This is a genomic window from Mesorhizobium sp. M7A.F.Ca.US.014.04.1.1, assembly GCF_003998745.1.
Lineage (GTDB): Bacteria > Pseudomonadota > Alphaproteobacteria > Rhizobiales > Rhizobiaceae > Mesorhizobium > Mesorhizobium ciceri.
This window is the reverse complement of record NZ_RZRW01000108.1, coordinates 1-12847: the sequence shown is the minus strand read 5'-3', so window position 1 is coordinate 12847 and position 12847 is coordinate 1. Positions and strand designations below refer to the sequence as shown.

Annotated in this window: 12 protein-coding genes, 1 tRNA gene and 1 pseudogene; 2 read left to right on the top strand and 12 right to left on the bottom strand. The window is 65.2% G+C overall.

Going from position 1 to position 12847, the window contains the following annotated elements:
• Together EOA22_RS10200 and EOA22_RS10195 are read left to right on the top strand one after the other, a co-directional pair.
• Nucleotides 1-1141 (top strand): annotated as a pseudogene (locus EOA22_RS10200) (transcriptional regulator); the annotation flags it as partial.
• 130 nt (nucleotides 1142-1271) lie between these two features.
• Nucleotides 1272-1451 carry a hypothetical protein gene (locus tag EOA22_RS10195; protein ID WP_023814179.1) on the top strand — a complete coding sequence of 60 codons (180 nt, stop codon included), beginning with the start codon at nucleotides 1272-1274 and terminating at the stop codon, nucleotides 1449-1451.
• A gap of 121 nt (nucleotides 1452-1572) precedes the next feature.
• Here EOA22_RS10195 and EOA22_RS10190 read toward each other — a convergent pair whose 3' ends face one another.
• From EOA22_RS10190 to EOA22_RS10135, 12 genes are all read right to left on the bottom strand, one after another.
• Complete coding sequence (locus tag EOA22_RS10190; RefSeq protein WP_063169663.1) at nucleotides 1573-2136, bottom strand: cytochrome b; 564 nt, start codon at nucleotides 2134-2136, stop codon at nucleotides 1573-1575.
• A gap of 196 nt (nucleotides 2137-2332) precedes the next feature.
• Entirely contained in the window at nucleotides 2333-2641 is a 309-nt protein-coding gene (locus tag EOA22_RS10185; protein ID WP_063169662.1) for a UBP-type zinc finger domain-containing protein, read from the bottom strand.
• The gene (locus EOA22_RS10180; protein ID WP_063169661.1) at nucleotides 2638-4323 is read right to left on the bottom strand and encodes an FAD-dependent oxidoreductase; all 1686 of its coding nucleotides are present in this window, start codon (nucleotides 4321-4323) and stop codon (nucleotides 2638-2640) included. Before EOA22_RS10180 ends, EOA22_RS10185 begins: the two co-directional genes overlap by 4 nt.
• Before the next feature lie 150 nt (nucleotides 4324-4473).
• Nucleotides 4474-4558 (bottom strand) — tRNA-Leu (locus EOA22_RS10175).
• Between the two features lie 73 nt (nucleotides 4559-4631).
• A complete protein-coding gene (locus EOA22_RS10170) occupies nucleotides 4632-5252 on the bottom strand; it encodes a 2,3-bisphosphoglycerate-dependent phosphoglycerate mutase (RefSeq protein WP_013528615.1) in 621 nt (206 codons plus the stop codon).
• Nucleotides 5253-5285: 33 nt separating this feature from the next.
• Complete coding sequence (gene dapB / locus EOA22_RS10165) at nucleotides 5286-6128, bottom strand: 4-hydroxy-tetrahydrodipicolinate reductase (protein WP_013528616.1); 843 nt, start codon at nucleotides 6126-6128, stop codon at nucleotides 5286-5288.
• Nucleotides 6125-7996 carry an ABC transporter ATP-binding protein gene (locus EOA22_RS10160; RefSeq protein ID WP_024502175.1) on the bottom strand — a complete coding sequence of 624 codons (1872 nt, stop codon included), beginning with the start codon at nucleotides 7994-7996 and terminating at the stop codon, nucleotides 6125-6127. The genes dapB and EOA22_RS10160 overlap by 4 nt, the downstream gene beginning before the upstream one ends.
• Before the next feature lie 78 nt (nucleotides 7997-8074).
• A complete protein-coding gene (locus EOA22_RS10155; RefSeq protein WP_027161200.1) occupies nucleotides 8075-9121 on the bottom strand; it encodes a glucokinase in 1047 nt (348 codons plus the stop codon).
• 174 nt (nucleotides 9122-9295) lie between these two features.
• Nucleotides 9296-10384 (bottom strand): penicillin-insensitive murein endopeptidase, encoded by a 1089-nt coding sequence (gene mepA, locus EOA22_RS10150; RefSeq protein ID WP_063169660.1) that lies wholly within the window; start codon nucleotides 10382-10384, stop codon nucleotides 9296-9298.
• Between the two features lie 149 nt (nucleotides 10385-10533).
• On the bottom strand, nucleotides 10534-11433 hold the full coding sequence (locus EOA22_RS10145; protein ID WP_063170414.1) for an SDR family oxidoreductase: 900 nt from the start codon (nucleotides 11431-11433) through the stop codon (nucleotides 10534-10536).
• Nucleotides 11430-12584, bottom strand: coding sequence for a tRNA epoxyqueuosine(34) reductase QueG (gene queG / locus EOA22_RS10140; protein WP_027161203.1), 1155 nt, complete (start codon nucleotides 12582-12584; stop codon nucleotides 11430-11432). Before queG ends, EOA22_RS10145 begins: the two co-directional genes overlap by 4 nt.
• Nucleotides 12565-12847, bottom strand: a 283-nt coding sequence (locus EOA22_RS10135) for a glutathione S-transferase family protein (RefSeq protein ID WP_164755353.1), incomplete at its 5' end; no start/stop codon positions are given. The genes queG and EOA22_RS10135, both read right to left, overlap by 20 nt.

The following is a 12847-nucleotide window of genomic DNA, read 5'->3' as shown; positions in this document are numbered from 1 at the left end:
GAGCGGCGGCACGCGCGGCGGATTGGCCGACGGTTTCACCCACGACATCATCACCCGCCTGGCCAAGCTCAGGGATTTCTTCGTCATCGCGCGCGGATCGGTGTTTGCGCTGGCAGAGCAGAACATCGCGCCCGAGGATGCCGGCCGCCGGCTGAATGTCGACTATGTCGCCACCGGCACGGTGCGCAGCCCGTCCGGCCGCCTCATCGTCAGCGTCGAGCTGATCGAGGTGCGCAGCGCCAGGATCGTCTGGGCCGAGACCTTCGAGCGCAGGCCCGATGACATCTTTTCCGTGCTCGACGACATCGGCAACAGCATCGTCTCCTCGATCTCGGCCGAGATCGAAACGGTCGAGCGCAACCGCGCCATGCTGAAGGCGCCCAGCTCGCTCAACGCCTGGGAGGCGTACCATCGCGGCCTCTGGCACATGTACCGCTTCACCCAGGCCGAAAACGAGCAGGCGCGGCATTTCTTTGCCCAGGCCTTGCAGCTCGACCCGACCTTCGCCCGTGCCTATGCCGGCCTGTCCTTCACCCACTGGCAGAACGCCTTCCAGCGCTGGGGCGATCGCGACCGCGAAAGCGCGCTGGCCTTCGAGAGCGCCGGCCACAGCCTGCTGGTCGACGACCACAATCCGGCCGCCCATTGGGCGATGGGCCGGGCGCTGTGGCTGCGCGGCGAGCAGGACGGCTCGCTGCTCGAACTCGAGCGGGCGGTCGATCTCAGCCCCAACTTCGCGCTCGGCCACTACGCTTTGTCCTTCGTGCATTCGCAGTCGGGCGACCCGCGAGCGGCGATAGGCTCTTCCGATCATTCGCGCCATCTCAGCCCGTTCGACCCGCTGCTGTTCGGCATGCTGGGCGCACGCGCCATGGCGCATGTCCGGCTCGGCCAGTTTGAGGAGGCGGCCGAATGGGCGCTGAAGGCGGCGGCGCGGCCCAACGCCCACGCCATCATACTGGCGATCGCCGCGCACTGCCTGGCGCTGGCCGGACGGCTCGACGAGGCGCGCGGCTTCGCCGCCGCCATCCGCAAGACAAGGCCGGACTATTGCGCCGACGATTTCATCGGCACCTTTCGCTTCGAACCGGATGCCGTAGCGCTGTTCCGGCAGGGCGCCAGCCGCATCGGGCTCAACTGAAGCCCGGGATCGCCATCTTGGGGATCGCGTGGGAATTTCGCCTCAAATCCGCCAGGTTAACGAAGTCGGAAGGAGTTGTTTAACCGTTAGCTTCTATGTCACGGCCCGGGGGGCCGACAAAGTGAGTATGATGAGCAACAGCCCCGACAAGCGCAATGAATGGCGCGCCATATTTTACGTGCAGGCTCGCGTTGCCATCCTGTTTGTCCCGGTGGTTGCCAGCCTGCTTATCATAGCGGCGCTTGCCGGAAACGAACGCAAGTCGGTTCCCAGCATGATCGACCCGACCGTCACCGGCTCCGTGCGGTAGGCGCTATCGGTCGGCGTTAGCCCTCTCGGGGAGAGCGCCTTCTGAAGAAAAAAGAAGGTCGAGGGAAAGGCCCTCCCGATCAACGAGGGAAGGCGCCATGCGCTTTTCCTGGGAAACCACTTCACACTTTCCCGGACTTGCTCCAGGAGAGCGTGCTTTCCGGCAGCATTCGCTTGAGCACGTCGTCCTTGCGGATGAAATGATGCCATAGCGCCGCGGCCGCGTGCACTCCGGCGAGGATGAGGATCGAATTGGCGCACAGGCTGTGCAGTTCCCTGATGAACCGGGCCGTGTCGCGGTCGGGCGATACCGGGGCCGGGATGGTGAAGAGGCCGAAGAAGCTCAAGGCGTCGCCCCTATACCAAGTCAGCAGGATGCCGAGAGCCGGAATGGTCACCAGCAGCGCATAGAGCAGCAGATGCGCGATCTTGGCCGCCCATCGTTCAAGGTCCGACATTTCCGTCGGCAGCCCTGGCGTTCCCAGTATCAGGCGCAGGCCGACGCGGATGACGACCAGCGCAAACAACAGCAGCCCGAACGAAATATGGAACCACCAGACGAGCGCGCTGCCGGGATCGCCGCGCGGAAAAAGTTCTTCCACATAGGTCAAGCCATAAAGGCCGATGACCAGCAGAAACACCGCCCAGTGAATGGCTTTTTGCGCGCTTGTATAGGTGGGGTGCATGCGAGCCTTCCAGTTTTGAATGTTTCTAAACTAGCCGCGATCATGTCAAAGCTTTGTCGGGCTCGGATGATCGTGAGCTGGCAGGACACTGGAACGGGTAGGCTGTCAGTTTGCGGACAGTCGGGCATCGAGCGCGTAATGCTGGACAAAGAAAAACCCGGGCGAACCGGGCTCTTCTTCGGCGTCTCCAGGGCGCTCAAACAAAGCGCGGGATCGGACCGTTCTGCGGGGTCACATCGTCGCCGAGGTCGACAAACACCTCGTCGACATAGCACCATGCCCAGCCTTCGGGCGGATCGTAGCCCTCGATGATCGGATGCTTGATGGCGTGGAAATGCTTGGTGGCGTGGCGGTTGGGCGAGTCGTCGCAGCAGCCGACATGGCCGCAGGTACGACACAGCCGCAGATGCACCCATTGCGACCCGCTCTTCAGGCATTCCTCGCAGCCGAGCGCGCTCGGCGTGACCTTCCTGATGTCGCGCGTATGTCTGCATTCATCCATCATGGTCTCCCGGCCATTCGAAATGTGTCGGCGTTGCCGCGCGCGAGGTAGGCATGCAGAGCCGCGACCACCTGGGCGCCTTCGCCGACAGCCGCCGCGACCCGTTTGACCGAACCGGCGCGGACATCGCCTATGGCGAACACGCCGCTGCGGCTCGTCTCCATCTGCGCCGATCCTATGTCCGATCCGGTGCGCACGAAACCCCTGGCGTCCAGCGCGACATCGCAGTTGGCCAGCCAATCGGTGTTCGGATCGGCGCCGATGAAGAGGAAGAGATGGCGGATCGGGCGCGTCGTTTCCGCGCCGCTGGCGCGGTTGCGCCAGCGCACCGTGGCAAGATTGCCCTCTTCGCCGTCCAGCGCCTCGATTTCGGTCCCGGTCAGCACCTCGATGTTCGGCTGCGCCCGGATGCGCTCGACCAGGTAGCGCGACATGCTGGCATCGAGGCTGCCGCCGCGCGCCAGCAGCGCCACCTTCCGCGCATGACTGGCCAAGTAGACAGCCGCTTGCCCGGCCGAATTGCCGGCGCCGACCAGCGCCACTTCCTGGCCCGCGCAAAGCCGGCCTTCGATGGGCGACGCCCAATAGTGCACGGACGTCCCCTCGAACCGCGCCAGATCGGCGATGTCGAGGCGACGATAACGCGCGCCGCTGGCGATCACCACGCTGCGCGTGCGCACGGTCTCGCCGTCACCGACATCGAGCAGATAGCGGGCGCCTGAAGTGTCGGTGGCCGCGCTCAAAAGCTTCGCCTCGTCCGGGATGACCATTTCAACGCCGAACTTCTGCGCCTGGTTGTAGGCGCGCGCCATCAGCGCCATGCCGGTGATGCCGGTCGGGAAACCGAGATAGTTCTCGATGCGCGAGGAGGCGCCGGCCTGTCCGCCGAAGGCACGGCAATCGAGCACGATCGTCGACAGCCCTTCGGATGCCGCATAGACCGCCGCCGCCAGCCCTGCCGGGCCGGCGCCGACGATGGCCACGTCATACACCGTATCGGCATCGATCGGGCGCAACAGGCCGACGCAGCGGGCGAGGTCCTTTTCGCCGGGGTTCATCAGCAGCCTGCCGTTTGGACAGAGCACGATCGGCAGGTGGTGCGGATCGACCTCGAAGCGTTCGACCAGGGTTTTGGCGCAGGGATCGCTGTCGGAATCGAGCACGCGGTGCGGCTGGCCGCTGCGCGCCAGAAAACCCTGCAGCCGCAACACGTCGGCATTGTCCTGGGGTCCGATGATGATCGGCCCGCTGGTGGCGCTCTCCAAGAGCCCGACGCGGCGCAGGATCAGCGCCCGCATGATGCGCTCGCCGAGATTGGCCTCCTGCACCATCAGGTCGCGCAGTCGTTGCGAGGCGATGACGAACGCCTCCACCGGCTCGGCGGCCTGCGCATTCACCAGCGAGGGACGGGCCGAAAGCTGCGCCAGCTCACCGACAAAGCTGCCCGGGCCGTGCGTGACGATCGTCTCGCGCCGGCCGAGCCCGCCGTCCTGGGTGATGTCCACGCTACCCGACAGCACGACGATCAGGCCGGGCGCCACATCGCCGGCTTCGATGATGTGCTCGCCGGCTGCATAGGCGCTGGCCTCGCCGAACCGGCGCATGCGGTCGATGTCCACCTCGGCCAGCGTGGGGAACGCCTGGTCGCGGCGGGCACCGAAGATCGGGTTGGTGGATTGAGCCATGGTTTTGAGCGTAGCGAAGCGGCCGCGGAGTTTGAAGCGGTTTGTGAGGGGACTGGCCGGAAGGGGAGGTTGGCTGAAAAGAAAAAGCCCGGACGAACCGGGCTTTTTTCTCTAAGTTTCTGAACCGTCAAGTGGTTCGAAACGGGAATTTGGTGCCCAGAAGAGGACTCGAACCTCCACTCCTTGCGGAACACGGACCTGAACCGTGCGCGTCTACCAATTCCGCCATCTGGGCTGGTGCGGGCTCATGTAAGCGGGCAAGCGATTGCTGTCAACGCGCTTTTTTCGCAGGTGCTCCGTTCGCCGGCTCAGTCGTCCAGCACTTCCTTGGAAGCGACGGTGGAATCGGCGTTGAGCTGGTAGATGACCGGCACGCCGGTGCCGAGTTCCAGCTTGACGATCTCCTCGCCCGACTTGCCGTCGAGCGCCATGATCAGCGCGCGCAGGGAGTTGCCGTGCGCGGCGACCAGCACGGTGCCGCCGCGCAGCACATGCGGCTGCAAATCGTGCAGGTAATAGGGCCAGACGCGGGCGCCGGTGTCCTTCAGGCTCTCGCCGGCAGGCGGCGGCACGTCGTAGGAGCGGCGCCAGACATGCACCTGCTCCTCGCCCCATTTCTTGCGGGCGTCGTCCTTGTTGAGGCCGGAGAGGTCGCCATAGTCGCGCTCGTTGAGCGCCTGGTCGCGGATGGTCTTCAGGTCGCCCTGGCCGACCGCGTCGAGGATGTGCTGGCATGTCTTTTGCGCCCGGATCAGCGCGGAGGTGAAGGCGATGTCGAATTTCAGGCCGCGCGCCTTGAGCTTTTGCCCGGCGGCCTTGGCCTCGGCGTGGCCCTGTTCGGTCAGGTCGACGTCGCGCCAGCCGGTGAACAGGTTCTTCAAATTCCATTCGCTCTGGCCGTGGCGCACGAGCACGAGGGTTCGCGACATGTTTGCTCCTTCAGGTTTATGGATCAGGCCGGCTCAGCTGAGGCCGAGCACGTCCCGCATCGAATACAGTCCCGGCTTCTTGCCGCGCGCCCAAAGCGCCGCCTTGACGGCGCCGCGGGCGAAGATGGCGCGGTCCTCGGCGTGGTGCGACAGGGTGATGCGCTCGCCGGTGCCGGCCAGCATCACGCTGTGGTCGCCGACGACAGAGCCCCCGCGCAACGTGGCAAAGCCGATCGAGCCCGTCTTGCGCACCCCGGTGTGGCCGTCGCGGACGCGCACGTCGTTGCCTGAGAGCTCGATACCACGCCCGGCGGCGGCGGCTTCACCCAGCAGCAGCGCCGTGCCCGAAGGCGCGTCGACCTTGTGCTTGTGGTGCATTTCGAGGATCTCGATGTCGAAATCGTCGGCATCGAGCGCGCGCGCCGCCTGCTCGACCAGCACCGCCAGAAGATTGACGCCGAGGCTCATATTGCCCGATTTGACGATCGTCGCATGGCGCGCCGCCGCCGCGATCCTGGCATTGTCATCGGTCGAACAGCCGGTAGTGCCTATGACATGGACGATGCGCGCCTGCGCCGCGTAGCCGGCGAATTCGACCGTCGAAGCAGGCGTGGTGAAATCGAGCACACCGTCGGCCTTGGCGAACACCGGCAGCGGATCGTCGCTGATCGGCACGTTGATGATGCCGATGCCGGCCAGCTCGCCGGCATCCTTGCCCAGATGCGGCGAATCCGCCCGCTCGACCGCGCCGATGACCCGCGCGCCTGATATAGAGTGGATGGCACGGATCAGCGTCTGGCCCATGCGGCCGGCGGCGCCCACCACCACCAGGCCCATATCATTTGCCGGTCCGTCGGTTGCGGGCGTGGCGCTCATGTCGTGCTCCCGGCGATGCTCTGCGTGTCGATGCCTTGTGACAGGCGTTGCGCCGAAGTCCGGATCGGCGCGCTGTCGTCGACAAGCCCCAGACCCTTGACGCCCTGGATGCGGTGGAAGCGGGCATAGACGCTGTGCGGATCGGCCATCAGCGAGGCGTGCGTGCCTTCCTCGACCAGCCGGCCCTGTTCCATGACGATGATGTGGTCGGCATTGACCACCGTCGACAGCCGGTGCGCGATGACGATGGTGGTGCGGCCTTCCATGACCTTTGTCAGCGCCTGCTGGACGCGAGCCTCGGCCTCGTTGTCGAGCGCCGATGTCGCTTCGTCGAGCAAAAGGATCGGTGCCTGCCGCACGATGGCCCGCGCGATCGAGACGCGCTGGCGCTGGCCGCCGGACAGCGTCACGCCGTTCTCGCCGACCGGCGTGTCGTAGCCCTGCGGCTGCTGGCGAATGAAGTCGTCGGCCGCGGCTTGGCCCGCGGCCTGTTCGATCTCGGCATCGGTGGCGCTCAGCCGGCCGTAGCGGATGTTGTCGCGGATGGTGCCTTCGAACAGATAGGGCTGCTGCGAGACATAGGCGATGGAACCGCGCAGCGACTGTTTGGTGACCTTCGAGATGTCCTGGCCGTCGATCTCGATCGATCCCGCCTCGACATCGTAGAAGCGCTGCAGCAGCGCCACCAATGTCGTCTTGCCGGCGCCCGAAGCGCCGACGATTGCCGTCACCTTGCCGGCCGCGGCGACGAAACTCAGATCCTGCAGCACCGGAGCCTCCTCGACATAGCGGAAGGAGACGTTGTTGAAACGCACTTCGCCGGAGGTGAATTTCGCCTCGGCGGCGCCTTGGGCGTCGCTCTGCTGCGGCTCGATGTCGAGAAGCTCGTAGATCATGCGCGCATTCACAAGCGCGCGTTCCATGCCGACCTGCATGCGCGCCAGACGGCGGGCCGGATCATAGGCGAGCGTCAGCGCCGTGATGAAGGAAAACACCGCGCCCGGCGGCTGGCCGAGAACGGTGGCCCGGTAGCCGGAATAGGCGATGACGCTGGCGAAGGCGATGCCGGCCAGCAGTTCGGAGACCGGCGTCAGCCGCTCGGAGACGCGAGCGATCTTGTTCGACCGCTGCTCGGCATCCTCGGCTAGCTGGCTGATCCGGCGCGACAGCTCGTCCTCCATGGTGAAGGCCTTGACGATGGCGATGCCTTGCGTGGCTTCCTGCATGGCGCCGATCAGCCGAGAGTTGATCTGCACCGATTCGCGCGTGATGCGGCGCACCCGGCGCATCAGATAGGTGACGGTCCAGATCAGCGGCGGCCCGATCAGCAGCGAACTCAAGGAGAGTATCGGATCCTGGTAGATCATCACGCCGACCAGGCCGACCAGCGAGACGGCATCACGCGCGGTCGAGGTCACCGTCATCGACAACAGGTCGCGAATGCCGTTGACGTTCTCGTTGACCTGCGCGGCCAGCCGCCCGGACCTTGTGTCGTTGAAGAAGGAGACGCCAAGCTTCATCAGATGGTTGAAGATGCGCTGCTGATAGCGCGCCACCAGATTGTTGCCGATCCTGGCCATCGTCACCGCCTGGCCGTAGCCGGCAAGGCCGCGCAGGATGAAGGCACCGAGCAGTGCGGCGCAGATCCATGGGATCAGGTCGCCGCGCCGTTCGTAGAAGATCTGATTGACGACCGGACTCATGATCCAGGCGGCAAGCGCCGTCGTCGCCGACACGGTCAGCAGGCAGAGGATGGTGAAAACATACGCCCCCCGATAGTCGCGGCCATTTTCCTGGAGGATACGGCGGATGACCGCCACGATCTCTCCCGCACGGGGTTTCGACAAATTGGGGGGCTGAAATGTCAAATTGGAGCGCTTCGTAGATTTCCGCTTCCCGCGGCCGGGCAATTTGGCACCCCTCTTAACGCCAAGCAGCCAGCTTGCCTATGCCTCGGGGTGACTAACTTCGTCGCGCCAGCGCCGGCCCGAAGTCTGGACACCGAACAGCGAGGGGTTCCTGGCATAGGCGGCAAGGCCCAGAAGTGCGGCCAGCGGATGGGTAATGACATACACCGGCATGGTGCGCATCATCGCGCTGTGCGGCGCCTTGTCCTCGAAAGCGGCACGGAAATTGCCGGCTTTCAGCGCCGGCACGATCTTCTGCGCGATGCCACCGGTGAGAAACACGCCGCCGCGGCTCATGAACACCAGAGCAAGGTCGCCTGCCGTGCGCCCAAGGCAGGTGACGAAGGTCTCCAGCGCTTCCTCGGCAACCGGATCGGTTTTCGCAAGTGCCGCGGCAGTGATCTCGGCCGGCGTGGTGAAGGGCGACGGCTTGCCGTCCGCCTTGGCAACCGCCCGATAGACATTGACCAGACCGCGTCCGCACAGGATCTGCTCGCCCGAAATGCGGCCCTCCAGCTTCTCGATATGCGGAAAAACCTCGAAATCGCGGGCCGAGCGCGGACCGATGTCCATATGGCCGCCCTCGCCGGGCACCGGTATCCAGTGGTGCAGCGCATGGACCAGCCCGGCGACGCCGAGCCCGGTTCCGGGGCCGAGCACGACGCGGCCGGCATTGGGCTCCGGCGTGCCGCCGCCGATCTTTTCCATGTGCTCCTCGCCGAGCGCGACGACGGCCAGCGCCTGCGCCTCGAAATCGTTGAGCACGACGATGTCGCTCAGGCCGAGGCTGGCGAACATTTTTCTCGGCTTGACGATCCAGGGGCAGTTGGTCAGTTCGATCTCGTCGCCGTCGACCGGACCGGCCACCGCCAGCACCGCCGAATTGGGACGCACCGACGAGCGATCGAGCACGGCCGCCTGGATCGCCTCGTCGATGGTGTTGTAGTTCGCCGTCTGGACGATGGTCGGCTCGCCTGCCTCGGAATTGGCGTCGAGCACGATCGAAAAGCGCGCATTGGTGCCGCCGATGTCGCCGATAAGGATCGGAAACCGCAACAAAGTATCGTCGTCGCCTGTGCCTGGCATGCTCTCGTCCGTCTCCGGCGCCACCGACGGCATCTAGCCGTTCTTCCGTTGACTAGCGCATGGGTTTGAAAAGGGAAACGGTTTTCGACCCCGGCGGCGCGCTGAGGCCGGCTGTGCGGCCAAACCGACACGGTTTCGCAAAAATAAGGCCCCGAACCGATTGGGCCGTGACCGTCAGTTTCCTGGCGGCCGCGGTCGCGGCAGCGGCACGCCGGTCTCGGGGGTCGCCGTGAAGGCGTTCACCGTACTTGGCAAGCCGGCGGCGGCCGGCGTGGCGGACAATGACGGCGCTTCGGGTTCGGGTGCGGCAGCCGCGACCGGCACGCCGCCGCCATGATAGGTCGCCGCCTCGGCCGAGGCCGGCCCCGGCGCGTCGAGCACGGCGCGGCATTCGCTCGGCAGGTTCGCCATCGTCATCAGGTCGCGTGCCTTGGGGGCATCCGGGTTCTTGTTGGGCCGCCACGGCTCCTGCGTGAACCACCAGGCCAATGGCTTGCCGCAACCGTCATCGTCCGGCGTCGCTTCCTGCGCCTTGCAGCCGGGGGATCCCGGCTGACAGCCGATGCGCATGTGAAAATGATAGTCGTGGCCCCAAAACGGCCGGATCTTGCGCAGCCAGCCGCGGTCGCCCCTGACGGTGTCGCAGAGTTTCTTCTTGATGCCCGGATTGACCAGGATGCGCTCGACCTGGCTGTAGCTCGCCGCCCGCTTCAGAAGCCTTGTGTGCGCCGGCGTCCACAGCGCGTCCTTCACCAGATGGGTCTTCTCATCGACCATCAAGGTGGCGCTCATCGATTCGCGCTGCGCCATCGACAGCGGGCGGCTGGGCATCGGCGTCAGCCAGATGTCGGCGTCGAGCCCGATCTGGTGCGAGGCATGCCCGGTCAGCATCGGGCCGCCGCGCGGCTGCGAAATGTCGCCGATCAGCAGGCCCGGCCAACCATCGGCTGCCGCGTCGCGCGACAATTTCTCGATCACCGCGATCATAGCCGGATGGCCCCAGCGACGGTTGCGGGACGGCCGCATCACCTCCCAGGTCGGACCGTCCATGGGAATGGCGACGCCGCCGGCAAAACAGCCCTTGGAATAGAAGCCGATCGATTGCGCCGCGCTCGCGGCTGGCAGTTTCTTGGCGCCGAACAGGTCTTTTGCCCGTTCCTCGGCCGCGGCCGGCCGTACGGCTAGACCGGCAAGGACGAACAGGCCGAGAGCGGCCGCCAGCCTGAATTTTTTGCCGAGAGATGGCTGTATCGGTGTTTTCATGAAACCGGATCCCCACCAGGCCGAATCATAGCATGCAACGCGGAACGCTTCGATCGATAGAGCGGTTCACCGAAACGGTGAACCGCTCTATCTCTGTTTTGACGCAATCCCGGACGGAGAACCGTGTCACACTTTTCCTGGAATTGCTTTTAGCGCTTCATCGGGCTGCGCGCCTCGCCGTCGCGCCAGTCGCCGCTCGCCCACATATGGTCGAAGGCGGCGCGGTAGTCCGGAAAGCGCAGGGAATAGCCCGCCGCCTTGATCGCCGCGTTGCCGACGCGCTTGTTCTCGCCATAGAAGGACCGCGCCATGGGCGAAAGTTGGGCGGCGTCGAAAGGAATCTCGGGCGGCGGTTCGATGCCCATCAATGATGCGGCATAGGCGACGACGTCCTGCGGCGGCGCCGGCAGATCGTCGGTGACGTTGAAGATGCCGCCTTTATTGCCTTGGATGAGCTGCCACAGGGAGCCTGCAATGTCGTCGCAATGAATGCGGTTGAACACTTGGTCGGGCTTGACCAGCCGCCTTGCGCTGCCGTTTTCCAGATTGAGCAGGGCATTGCGGCCCGGCCCGTAAATGCCGGAGAGTCGCAGGATCGCCACCGGCCGGCGAATCTCGCGGCCCAGCTCCAGCCAGTCCTGCTCTGCCGCCACCCGCATCATCGAACGCTTCGACACCGGCCGGCATTCAGCCGTTTCATCGACCCAGGCGCCGTCATAATTGCCGTAAACCCCGACCGTAGAGAGATAGCCGATCCATTCCAGCGCCGGCATTTGAGCGATTGCCTCTCGGGCGGCACCCAGCACGGGATCGCCAGCCTCCTCCGGGGCGACCGAAATCAGCAGATGCGTTGTCTTTTCCAGTGCATCGCCGATTTCCTCGGTCAGCGCACCGTCGAACAGCAGCGGGGCGATGCCGGCCTGCCGTAGCGTCTCGAATTTTTCCGGCGAGCGTGTCGTGCCGAAGATCGTCGCGGCGCCTTTGTTGGCCCGAGCAAAAGCCCTGCCGGAATAGCCGGCGCCGAAGATGAATATCTGCTTTTCGCTCATGCATTCGCCCTGGTTGGCCGCGCCAGACGCCATTCGTCGCGCACGGCTTCGTCGCTCTCGGTTTTCAGGCCGAGGGCTGCCCTTTCTGAATATTCGGCATCGGGCACCAGCCGCGCCAGCGCCCAAATTGCCGCGCCCCGCACCAGCTGCGAGGCATCGTCCAGCAAGGCGCGCACAGTGTCGGCAAGAGAGGCATCGCCGGAATTGCCGGCGGCGATCAGCACGTTGCGGATGAACCGATCGCGGCCGATGCGTTTTATCGGCGAACCGGAGAAGAAAGCGCGGAAGGCCGCGTCATCGAGACCCAAAAGGTCGGCGAGCGGTGGTTCGCGCAGATCATCGCGCGCGGCGAGTTTTGCTTCCGAAGCCGCCCGGGCGAATTTGTTCCACGGGCAGGCGGCTAAACAGTCATCGCAGCCATAGATGCGGTTGCCGATCTTTTCGCGGAATTCGTGCGGAATCGGCCCCTTGTTCTCGATGGTGAGATAGGAAATGCAGCGCCGCGCATCGAGCCGGTAGGGCGCCGGAAAAGCATCGGTCGGGCATGCGTCGAGGCAGGCGCGGCAGGAGCCGCAATGGTCGATTTCGGCGCGGTCGGGCACCAGTTCAGCGGTGGTGAAGATGGTGCCGAGGAACAGCCAGGAGCCGTGCTCGCGGCTGACCAGATTGGTGTGTTTGCCTTGCCAGCCAAGCCCGGCGGCTTCGGCCAGCGGCTTTTCCATGACAGGTGCGGTGTCGACGAACACCTTCACGTCACCGCCGGCGCGGGCAACGAGCTTGCCGGCGATCTCCTTCAGCCGGCCTTTCATCACATCGTGATAGTCGCGGTTTTGCGCATAGACCGAGATCGCGCCGCGGTCGCGCTTGGCCAGCACTTCGCGAAGATCATGGTCGGGGCCGTAGTTCATCGCCAGCACGACGATCGAGCGTACCTGCGGCCAGAGGGCCGTTGGTTCACTGCGGCGTTGCAGCGTCTCGGCGATCCAGTCCATTGAGCCGTGAAAGCCATCGGCGACGAATTCGGCCAGGCGCGCCGGCGCCAGCGGGATCGCATCGGGGGAGGTGACGGCGACGGCATCGAAGCCGGCGCGCTGCGCCTCAGCGTCGATCAGCGCGCGCAGTTTTGCGGCGTCAGAAGTCGAGGTCCGCATAATGCGACACCGGTGACAGGCCGCGCACCCGGTCGGTCAAAAGCGGCCGGAAGGAAGGCCGCGACTTGACCCGCGTGTACCATTCGCGAGCAGCGCTGTGCTCGCGCCAGTCTATCTCGCCGAGATAATCGAGCACCGACAGCGTCGCCGCGGCCGCGAGATCGGCATAGGTGACCCTCGAGCCGGCCAGCCAATGGCGGGTGCCGGCCAGCCAGTTGGTGTATTTCATGTGCTGGCGGATGTTGGCGCGCGCCGCACGGATC

Coding starts and splice junctions, on each gene's coding strand:
- EOA22_RS10195 (WP_023814179.1), top strand. CDS start 1,272: ATGAGCAACAGCCCCGACAAGCGCAATGAATGGCGCGCCATATTTTAC.
- EOA22_RS10190 (WP_063169663.1), bottom strand. CDS start 2,136: ATGCACCCCACCTATACAAGCGCGCAAAAAGCCATTCACTGGGCGGTG.
- EOA22_RS10185 (WP_063169662.1), bottom strand. CDS start 2,641: ATGATGGATGAATGCAGACATACGCGCGACATCAGGAAGGTCACGCCG.
- EOA22_RS10180 (WP_063169661.1), bottom strand. CDS start 4,323: ATGGCTCAATCCACCAACCCGATCTTCGGTGCCCGCCGCGACCAGGCG.
- EOA22_RS10170 (WP_013528615.1), bottom strand. CDS start 5,252: ATGTCGCGAACCCTCGTGCTCGTGCGCCACGGCCAGAGCGAATGGAAT.
- dapB (WP_013528616.1), bottom strand. CDS start 6,128: ATGAGCGCCACGCCCGCAACCGACGGACCGGCAAATGATATGGGCCTG.
- EOA22_RS10155 (WP_027161200.1), bottom strand. CDS start 9,121: ATGCCAGGCACAGGCGACGACGATACTTTGTTGCGGTTTCCGATCCTT.
- mepA (WP_063169660.1), bottom strand. CDS start 10,384: ATGAAAACACCGATACAGCCATCTCTCGGCAAAAAATTCAGGCTGGCG.
- EOA22_RS10145 (WP_063170414.1), bottom strand. CDS start 11,433: ATGAGCGAAAAGCAGATATTCATCTTCGGCGCCGGCTATTCCGGCAGG.
- queG (WP_027161203.1), bottom strand. CDS start 12,584: ATGCGGACCTCGACTTCTGACGCCGCAAAACTGCGCGCGCTGATCGAC.